An 8,829-nucleotide genomic window follows, 5' to 3' on the forward strand; every position below is an offset into this window, starting at 1 on the left:
GGCGCAAGTCGTGGATAGGCGCAAACGGCCTTCGGCGCAAATCTCGCCACGCAGGAAGCAAAACATCCCTGCGGGCCTCGAGGGTATGGATGCCGACCTGGCGGCTACGCTGGACACTCAGATCCGTGACCTGGAGCGGCGGATCGGAAGCGTCATCGCCTAGGAGGAGGCGTCGGCCGTCAGGGCAAGGCTTCTGCTGTCCATCCCCGGGATCGGGCCGGTCTCTGCGGCCATGCTTGTCGCGGAACTGCCGGAGCTCGGGCGGATGACGTCCGGAGAAGCAGCGGCCATGACCGGTCTTGCCCCTATCCCGCATGACAGCGGGACGCTGCGCGGAAAGCGGGCAATCGCAGGAAGCTAGGCGCGCCCTGAGGCGTGTCTTGTTCCAGGCAGCGCTGGCTGCAGTGTGTCACAATCTCGTCCTGAAGCCCATCGCGCAGAGCCTCAAGGGGCGAGGCAAGCCCCACAAACTGGTCATCGTCGCCATCGCCCGCAGACTGATCACCATCGCAAACGCGATCCTCAAAACCGGCACCCCATGGCAGGCTCAGCCGCGCCGATAGATACACTTGCTAGATCGTGGCCCATCACCGGTCAGTATAATCGGAATCCTGCCCCAACGGGATCTTGGTCCTCATTGGGAAGACAACGCCGTTGACGCGGAGGCGGATACTGATCGAAAAGCCATCTCGCGACCCTTTTAAGAATCCGCCTTTTGCAGCCGCCGCGTGATAATGGGCGCGGATCACTGTGCTATCGACCATCTGAAGCTCGTCGGGCGTAACCGCGGCGTGGTTCAGAGCATCAAGAATGTCTTGCCGGCTTCGATCCCGACACGCAGAAGCGACCGGTCCCACGAAACCCAAGCCGCGACGAAGGTCACCGGGCGGTTTGCCGTCGTCAGGGTCTGGTGCGCAGGCCTTCGGCGATCTGCACCATGATCGGGTTCGCGCGCTTTCCCGGATTGCCCGGCAGCATGAGGAAGCGATGATCGCCCGACCAGCGTAGTGACATCGACTGGTCCGAATTTATGGCGAAGGGCATAAGATCCCCGCTGTGGTACAGACGTCAAAATGGCCTTGGCGTCGTTTCAGTCAGAATGTCCTCTCAGTTTCCAAAATCAGTCACAGGTCAAAAGTCGGCGTTCAGGCGACGCACACCTCCACCATGTCATCAATACTATAGTGATAATTATGTCATATTTATATTTTCATGAATACGGGTCACAACGGCATTGAAGTCGCGAAAGCCGGTAACACTTAAGGCCAGGAATCGCTCTTGTTCACAGCCTTCGGCAGACTGCCCAGAGGCGTCGCCGCGCCTGTGTAGTCGCTGACCTGCCCGGCGGACATGAAGAACCCCATCGGTCGCCCCTTGGCATCGGCGACCGCATGCAGCTTGGTGTTCATGCCACCTTTGGTTCGTCCGATCTGGCGCGCACGCCCCCCCTTTTACGCACAGGCTCGATGCCGTGTGGTGGGCCTTGATATAGGTCGCATCGATCATGATGGTCTTGTGTTCGGCGCGCTCGGCGGCCAGCCCAACATGATCCGGGCGAAGACACTGTTCATCGCCGGCGCGCCTGGACCAATGGCGCTTTGCCTGTGATACTCCAGCGCTTCCAACGGTTGTAGAGGGTCTTGGCGGGCCCGTATTCCTTCGGAGCATCGCACCACCTCAACCCATTGCGATTGATGAAGATTATGCCACTGAGAACGCGGCGATCATCGACGCGCGGCTTGCCATGGCTCTTCGGAAAGAAAGGCCTGAGGCGCTCCCTCTGCGCGTCGGAAAGCCAGTAAAGGTTGCTTATCGTGCAGTCTCCTTGCAGAGCCTGAATCACCCCAAACACCCGAAATCAATAGGTCCTGAGCCTAGATCTTCTTGGCAGCGTTATTTGTGGAGCAGCCACCGCTGACGAACTATGTGAACATGGACCGCGGAATGACCGGCCATAGCTAGCAACTGTATCTATCGACGCGGCTGAGCCTGCCATGGGGTGCCGGTTTTGAAGATCGCGTTTGCGATGGTGATCAGTCTGCGGGCGATGGCGACGCTGACCAGTTTGTGGGGTTTTCCTCGCCCCTTGAGGCTCTGCGCGATGGGCTTCAGGACGCGCTTTGCTCTGGTAGTCCTATGCCGTGGGCCGTTGCTGTAACCAGTTGCGATAGCGGCGGCTGCGGCGGGCCATGCGCAGCCGGTCGCGGGCCAGCACCCAAGGCGCCCAGGCCTGCGGCCGGGGGCTGCGGCCAGCGCCGAGCCGGCGCAGTTGCAGCTTGGTGAGCGCCATCGTCGCCAGGCCTGAGAGCGCGCGGTTCTTCCAGTGGATCACTGGGACATCGACCGCCGACTCGCCCGCCTGCCAGCGGTTTGGCAGGTCCGGAGAATAGGCAAGCGCCTGTCCCAAGCCGACCATCGCAACACCGGCGCGATCGCCCTCAGACTCCAGCGCAGCATGGGCGGTCGCCCGGTGGCGGATGCCGCCGGTGACCATCACCGGCATGCCTGCTTCGGCCACGATGTCGCGGGCAAAATCGACGAAATATGCCTCGCGGGCCAAGGTGCTCTGTCGTGTTCTGACCTGTTGCGGACGGCCGTGCATGGCGGGGCTTTCGTAGCTGCCACCGGAAAGCTCGACCAAGTCCACCGGTAGCTTGTTCAGCATCCGCACCACCGCCACCGCATCCTGCGACTCAAACCCTCCCTTCTGGAAGTCCGATGAGTTCAGCTTGACGCCGACGCCAAAGCCCGGCGCAACCCGGGCACGAATGGCTCGGATTATTTCGATGAGGATACGGGCGCGGTTTTCCAGAGACCCGCCCCACCGATCCGCGCGCCGGTTGGTCAGGGGCGACAGGAACTGGCTCAGCAGATAGCCATGCGCGGCGTGAACCTGCACGCCGTCAAACCCGGCCTCTTCGGCCAGCGCGGCGGTGTCGGCAAAGCGGCGGATAACCTCCGCGATCTCGGTGTCTGACATGGCGCGGGGTTGCGCGAAAAGATGCGCATAGCCCTCGATCGCCACCGGCACGGCCGAGGGAGCGATGGCCTGTGGGTTGGTCGCGGCATAGACCTGCCGACCGGGATGGTTGATCTGCATCCACAATCGGGCACCGTTGGCCTGTCCTGCCTGCGCCCAGTCACGGAACGGCTGCAGCGGTTGCGTCATATCGAGGATCACACCGGCCGGCCCGGTTACCGCATCCGGGGCGACCATGACATTCCCGGTCAGCAAGAGCCCGGCTCCCCCCTCGGCCCACCTGCGGTAGAGCTGGCGCAATTCCGCGCCCGGCAGATGGCTGGTATCGGCCATGTTCTCTTCCATCGCCGCCTTGGCGATGCGGTTCTTGACAATCTGTCCGCCCGGCAATCGCAGCGGCTGGAACAGCAAGATTTCAGGAGTTGCGGTCATGCGACAAGATCCTTTGCATCGTGACGCAATGCCATATAGAGTATGAACCTAGGTTTAAGGTCAAGAGGTGGGAATGAAAATCGGGGAGATTGCCAGGGCCGCCAGCGTGACCACCTCGCGCATTCGCTTTTACGAGCGCCGCGGTATAATTGCGCCGGCCATCCGTGGCGAGAACGGCTATCGCGATTATCCGGAGGAGCTTGTTGCCATTCTACGCTTCATTGAGCAGGCTCAGTCGTTGGGCTTTTCGCTGAAGGAAATCGCGGGGGTGGAAATCACCGGCGGCGAGCATCTTATCCCCTGCGATGAGGCGATCCACCTTTTGTCCAAAAAACTGAGCGCCGTCGACGCGGTTATCGCCGAAGCCAAACAGCGCAAGAGTCGCATTGAGGTGCTGATCCGCGAGTTGCAGCAACGTAGCGCGCAAGAAGGACCCTCGGAACCGGAAGGCCACCCGCTGGGTTGAACCCGCAATCATGCCCCGGAACATTCCTGCTTGACCTTAAACCTATGTTTAAGAATTACAGTCCTTCCGGCAAAGCAGGAATCAGGCATCTGTCGCGTGACGGGCTGCCTCCGAATGACGGAACGAAGCGCGATGACGCAAGAGACGGTCGAGGTCGAATTCGCCGGGTACAAGGTTGAGGTTCCGGCAGGAGGCTATTACGACCGCTTCCGCTCGAACCCCGATCTTGAAGAAGTTGCCCGCGATCCGGCGGCAGGCAATATCGACTTCTTCCGGCGCATCCCCAAGGTTCAGTTGCAAACCCGGCTAGGGCCGGCCTGGAGCCCGAATTTTTACTATCGCGCCAGCACACTGCAGCTGCTGTTTCTGTCACCGCTGACAAAGCTTGCGGCCCTTCTGCCTCCGCCCCTTCAGCCGCTGCATGCGCTTCCGGGATACGGGCTGGTGGCGCTGACCTATTTCTCCTACCGTGTCTGCGACAACGACCCTTATAACGAAGTGTCGATCGCGGTGCTTCTGCGCCGCCCTGGGTCGCGCCAGTTCGGACCGCTGGAACTACTGCAGTCCATCCGCCGCCGCACTTACCATGCTCATGTCCTGGCGCTGCCCGTCGATACCGAGATCGCGCGGCTGCGCGGCGTGATGGGCTACCAGCTGCCGAAATGGCTGGCCAAGATAGACTTGAATCTCGATGGCGCGATCTCGGCCAGCATCCAATCGCCGGATGGCAGCACTGACCTGTCCGTCCGCGCACCGCTGCCCCGGTTACGGAAGGTGCCTTCGCAAGCTCAGATCGGCACCAATATCTCGGTCGGGCTGCTGGATGGCGCCTGGCATCAGACGCTGGTTCAGTCGAACCCGACCGAATTCGCCGAGGTCAGCATGCCCAAGGACGTCACCATCCTCCGCGGTGGCGGTACCATGAGCCGTCTGCTGGACGGTCTCGGCGCGGGCCGGATCATGCGCATGGACGTGGTCCGCGACACCCAGATGGTGCTGCACCTGCCACGCCCGATTTCCATCCCCGACCGGGGCTAACCCAGCGAAGGAGAACGACCATGAGCTTTGTCACCACCAAGGACGGCGTCGAGATCTATTACAAGGATTGGGGGCCAAAGGATGCGCAGCCGATCCATTTCCACCATGGCTGGCCACTCAGCGCCGATGATTGGGACAACCAGATGCTGTTCTTCCTCGCCCAGGGCTATCGGGTCGTCGCGCATGACCGGCGCGGGCACGGCCGCTCGGCACAGGTCAGTGAGGGTCATGACATGGACCATTACGCCGCCGACGCCTCGGCCGTGGCAGAACACCTGGACCTGAGGAATGCCATTCACATAGGCCATTCGACAGGCGGCGGCCAAGTCGCGCGCTATGTCGCGCAATACGGCCAGCCACAGGGCCGAGTTGCCAAGGCAGTGCTGGTCAGTTCGGTACCGCCCCTGATGGTCAAGACGCCCGACAACCCCGAAGGCACCCCGATCGCGGTCTTTGACGATTTCCGCGCCCAGCTTGCCGCCAACCGGGCACAATTCTTCCTGGATGTTCCGTCCGGGCCGTTCTACGGCTATAATCGCGACGGCGCTGAGGTCTCGCAGGGCGTGATTGAAAACTGGTGGCGCCAGAGCATGATGGGTAGCGCCAAGGCGCATTACGAAGGCATCAAGGCATTTTCGGAAACCGACCAGACCGAGGATCTGAAGGCTATTACCGTGCCAGTTCTGGTCATGCAGGGCGATGACGACCAAGTGGTGCCCTACAAGGCGGCGGCGCTCAAGCAGGACGAACTGCTGCAAAACAGCCACCTCATCATCTATCCTGGTTTCTCGCACGGGATGCTGACGGTGAATGCCGATGTCGTGAATGCCGACATCCTGAAGTTCATACGGTCCTGATCTCTGGCGCGCCGGGGCCGGCCCCGGCGCGCTGCTGCCAGACGGAAAAGACCATGCGTGATGCTGAAATGCCAGATGTTGAGATGACCGCCGTTCTGGAACGCCAGCGTCGCGCCATCCTGACCGCAGGCACACCGGATCTCGCGCAGCGGCGCGCTCGGCTGGCGGGGTTGCGTGCCGCGCTGCTGGCGCGCCGTGGCGATCTTGCGCGCGCGATCAGCGCGGATTTCAGCCATCGCTCTCCGCATGAGACCGATCTTCTGGAGATCGTCGTGACCGTTCAGGCCATCGGCTATCTGCAAAAGCACATGCGCCGCCTGATGCGACCCCAGCGCCGCCATGTCACCCTGACCTATCGCTCCGGCCGCGCCTGGGTCGAATATCAGCCCAAGGGCGTGATCGGCATAATGGCGCCCTGGAACTATCCTGTCGCGCTGACCCTGATTCCGCTGGCCACTGCGCTGGCCGCTGGCAATCGAGCCATGCTGAAGCCCTCGGAACTAACGCCGCGCACCAGCGCATTGCTGCGGGACATGCTGACCGACGCCTTCCCGGAGGACGAGGTCGCGGTGATCCTCGGCGGTCCTGAGGTGGGCGCTGCTTTCAGCCGCCTGCCCTTGGACCATCTGCTGTTCACTGGCAGCACGTCGGTCGGGCGCAAGGTCATGCAGGCGGCGTCCGAAAATCTGGTGCCTCTGACGCTGGAACTGGGCGGGAAAAGCCCCGCCATCATCGCACGTGGCCAGGTCAATCGCCGTAGCATGGACGGGCTGACCTTCGGGAAGCTATCGAACGGCGGGCAGACCTGCGTGGCGCCTGACTACGTCCTGGTGCATCGCGATGACTTCAACGCCTTTCGGACGCGATATGAGGAAACAGTCAGGCGCTTCTATCCCGCAGGTCCCACCAGCCCCGATTATACCGCGATCATCAACGACCGGCATGTTGCGCGGCTGAATGGCTTGCTGGACGATGCTAGACAAAAGGGCGCCGAGGTCATTCTCGTCGGACACCGCCCCGACAGTGCGGCGAACCGACCCCGGACCATTGCGCCCACGCTGGTGCTGAATGCAGGTGACGATTGCGCGGTCATGCAGGACGAGATCTTTGGCCCGATCCTGCCGGTACGGACTTACGAGACGATAGACGAAGCCGTCAGTTTCGTGAACGCCCGCCCCCGCCCGCTGGCGCTCTACTATTTCGGGGAACGCGATGCGGAGTGCGAGAAGCTCCTGGCACAGACCACCTCGGGCAATGTCTGCATCAATGGGACGATGATGCATGTGGCGCAGGATGACTTACCTTTCGGCGGCATCGGCCCCAGTGGCATGGGGGCCTATCACGGCCCCGAGGGTTTCCGCGCCATGAGCCATGCCAAGGGCATCTATGCGCAGGGCCGCTGGAATCCGGCGCGGCTGCTGCACGCGCCTTTCGGTCGGTTGGCGAAGCTCGCCGCCCGCCTGAACCTGCGTTGAGGGGTGCGAGGGGGACAGCCGCGCCTTCCACACATTTACGTCCTTTTGAGGATGCGGCAGCCCTGACCTCAGGCCGTCGCTTGTCATCCGACGTAAGCGCCGCCGACGGCGTGACTGAACCGCGTGACAGCGCAACGACTCTCGTGCGCTGTGATCCATATCCTTTGGCAGAACCCACGCACTCGCAGCGGTGGCGCTGATGGGTCACGGCTTCACCGATTTCGCAAGCCTCGAAGTCGAAGCCGATAACATCAGTATATGCCGGGAAGCGGGCCAACTTCATAGACAGGCGATAGTCCTGCCCACGCTGCGCCATCCCGTCGCCGCCGACACCATTGCCACGGGCAATTCGCTGGGCATAGTCCTTCGGTCCCGGGTCATGCTGGTCATCTATGGTCTCGCGACCGATCCGTCCACGGAGCGATTGTTCCTTGCCGGTGCGATGCGGAGAATCATCCGGGCGTTTAGGTTGATAGGTTTGTCGATCCGGACAGATGGCGGTGGAGCAACGACCGTCCTCTCGCCGCGTCGCTATGCGCTGCGGGAGCGGCTGGAGGGCCCGCAGCGTGCCATGCACTTCCAGACGGTAGGATTAGCTGTGATCCGTGCGCTTTACGGTAGCGTTGCCACGACGCCGAAAACAGCGGTCGTGGGGCAGTGCTCTGGCTCATCATGGCGATCGTCATCTACAAGGTGGAATTCGCACCGATATGGAAAGTGCTGCCCGACAGCATGGGATACAAAGGCCAAGACTCGGTCGGCGCGGTAAGCCGCGCCGCGGCGGCAGGAGTTGCGACCGTCGGCTCCATCAGGCGTCGGGAGCAACCGAAGAGCTCGCGCGGATGCATCTGAACTTGCTGCGGTGGCTTGAGCAGGCGCCGGAGCTGGAGTGACAGACCTCGACTTGGAGCACCTGTTTGCAACCCCGTTCAGCGGGGTTTCCTCATGCTTCTTCCGATCGTCCGGGGCATGCCGACGAGTATTCTGGAGAAGACCATCAAATATGAGGCCCTGCACGCGATCAACGACTGAGAGGGCCGCGCAGCTTCATCCCTAGCTCCGGATCGACGCTGTTTCGCCGTCTTTCACCCCGCCATGCCTGAGGCGAGCCGCTGATCCTCGTGGAGACCGCACTCCGGGAAGGGGTTCCCGGCTCCGTGCAATCGATGCGCATGGAGCAGCGGCGAGGTTTGGGGAGAGCGCCTTCGACATCGCCCGTTTTACTCCGTCGCAACTGCCGAGAAGGGTCGCGGCATATCCGTGGAAATTCACTCATCAAGCAGGCGGCGCAGGAGCTGTGACGCGATCTGCCGCTTCGTTATAGTCCGAGCCAATCCCCGGTCTGTCTCGCTGCCTTCATGGCCAGAACGATGCGGCGGCGGAGTTGCTGGAGCGGCACCCGCGATGTGAAACGGGTCGCCGCCTTGCCGCGGCGCCCACATGCCGTTGATTACCTCATACATGCGAAGCACGGTGACGGGCAGCAGATCCGATAATGCGTTTCATCTTGTCCATGAGGCGCTGGTCCGTGATGTTCATGCGCTGGCGGACGGGTCGTGTCGCGAATGTGGTGGAAATTGG

9 protein-coding genes and 2 pseudogenes are annotated in these 8,829 nt (G+C 62.1%); 7 read left to right on the forward strand and 4 right to left on the reverse strand.

Annotation, left to right across the window (positions count from 1 at the left end; genetic code table 11):
• Positions 1-196: 196 nt before the first annotated feature.
• Together CG51_RS21190 and CG51_RS19315 are read left to right on the forward strand one after the other, a co-directional pair.
• Positions 197-361 (forward strand): transposase, encoded by a 165-nt coding sequence (locus tag CG51_RS21190; protein WP_416171693.1) that lies wholly within the window; start codon positions 197-199, stop codon positions 359-361.
• Positions 362-380: 19 nt separating this feature from the next.
• On the forward strand, positions 381-563 hold the full coding sequence (locus CG51_RS19315; protein ID WP_051930869.1) for a hypothetical protein: 183 nt from the start codon (positions 381-383) through the stop codon (positions 561-563).
• Between the two features lie 33 nt (positions 564-596).
• Here the strand turns inward: CG51_RS19315 and CG51_RS19790 are convergent.
• From CG51_RS19790 to CG51_RS18245, 4 genes and pseudogenes are all read right to left on the reverse strand, one after another.
• Positions 597-818 (reverse strand): annotated as a pseudogene (locus tag CG51_RS19790) (IS5/IS1182 family transposase); the annotation flags it as partial.
• An 82-nt stretch (positions 819-900) separates the two neighbouring features.
• Positions 901-1,044, reverse strand: coding sequence for a hypothetical protein (locus CG51_RS20280; protein ID WP_156961367.1), 144 nt, complete (start codon positions 1,042-1,044; stop codon positions 901-903).
• A gap of 242 nt (positions 1,045-1,286) precedes the next feature.
• A pseudogene (locus CG51_RS19795) lies at positions 1,287-1,813 on the reverse strand (IS5 family transposase); the annotation flags it as partial.
• Between the two features lie 321 nt (positions 1,814-2,134).
• Positions 2,135-3,412, reverse strand: a complete 1,278-nt coding sequence (locus CG51_RS18245) for an NADH:flavin oxidoreductase/NADH oxidase family protein (protein ID WP_035747450.1) — start codon at positions 3,410-3,412, stop codon at positions 2,135-2,137.
• Between the two features lie 73 nt (positions 3,413-3,485).
• Here CG51_RS18245 and CG51_RS18250 point away from each other — a divergent pair, with 73 nt between their 5' ends.
• The 5 genes from CG51_RS18250 to CG51_RS21195 all read left to right on the forward strand — a co-directional run bounded on the left by CG51_RS18250 (position 3,486) and on the right by CG51_RS21195 (position 8,549).
• Positions 3,486-3,878 carry a MerR family transcriptional regulator gene (locus tag CG51_RS18250; RefSeq protein ID WP_035747451.1) on the forward strand — a complete coding sequence of 131 codons (393 nt, stop codon included), beginning with the start codon at positions 3,486-3,488 and terminating at the stop codon, positions 3,876-3,878.
• Positions 3,879-4,010: 132 nt separating this feature from the next.
• A complete protein-coding gene (locus tag CG51_RS18255; protein ID WP_088233901.1) occupies positions 4,011-4,916 on the forward strand; it encodes an acetoacetate decarboxylase family protein in 906 nt (301 codons plus the stop codon).
• A gap of 20 nt (positions 4,917-4,936) precedes the next feature.
• The gene (locus CG51_RS18260; protein ID WP_035747454.1) at positions 4,937-5,773 is read left to right on the forward strand and encodes an alpha/beta fold hydrolase; all 837 of its coding nucleotides are present in this window, start codon (positions 4,937-4,939) and stop codon (positions 5,771-5,773) included.
• A gap of 53 nt (positions 5,774-5,826) precedes the next feature.
• Positions 5,827-7,248 (forward strand): coniferyl aldehyde dehydrogenase, encoded by a 1,422-nt coding sequence (locus tag CG51_RS18265; RefSeq protein WP_233141319.1) that lies wholly within the window; start codon positions 5,827-5,829, stop codon positions 7,246-7,248.
• Positions 7,249-8,363: 1,115 nt separating this feature from the next.
• Complete coding sequence (locus CG51_RS21195; protein ID WP_428829761.1) at positions 8,364-8,549, forward strand: hypothetical protein; 186 nt, start codon at positions 8,364-8,366, stop codon at positions 8,547-8,549.
• Positions 8,550-8,829 lie beyond the last annotated feature (280 nt).

It is taken from the genome of Haematobacter missouriensis, from assembly GCF_000740775.1.
Lineage (GTDB): Bacteria > Pseudomonadota > Alphaproteobacteria > Rhodobacterales > Rhodobacteraceae > Haematobacter > Haematobacter missouriensis.